This window comes from Pseudomonas sp. SDO52101_S400 (assembly GCF_054071635.1).
In genome coordinates this window covers 1-231 of the sequence record NZ_JBSVWF010000174.1, presented here as the reverse complement: position 1 = coordinate 231, position 231 = coordinate 1, and the positions used below count along the sequence as shown (strand labels likewise).

General features: G+C 50.6%; 2 tRNA genes. Both read right to left on the bottom strand.

Annotated elements, in window-relative coordinates:
* Position 1 precedes the first annotated feature (1 nt).
* Positions 2–78, bottom strand: a tRNA-Arg gene (locus ACW9HX_RS29225).
* 72 nt (positions 79–150) lie between these two features.
* A tRNA-Arg gene (locus ACW9HX_RS29220) sits at positions 151–227 on the bottom strand.
* Between the last annotated feature and the right edge of the window lie 4 nt (positions 228–231).

Genomic DNA, 231 nt, shown 5'->3' with positions numbered 1-231 from the left:
ATGGTGCACTCGACAGGATTCGAACCTGTGACCGCTCGGTTCGTAGCCGAGTACTCTATCCAGCTGAGCTACGAGTGCATTTGTGTTTGTTAGACCAGATCACACCTGGTTGAAGCCGAGTCATTTACATCGCTGCAATTGACTCTTAAATGGTGCACTCGACAGGATTCGAACCTGTGACCGCTCGGTTCGTAGCCGAGTACTCTATCCAGCTGAGCTACGAGTGCATTT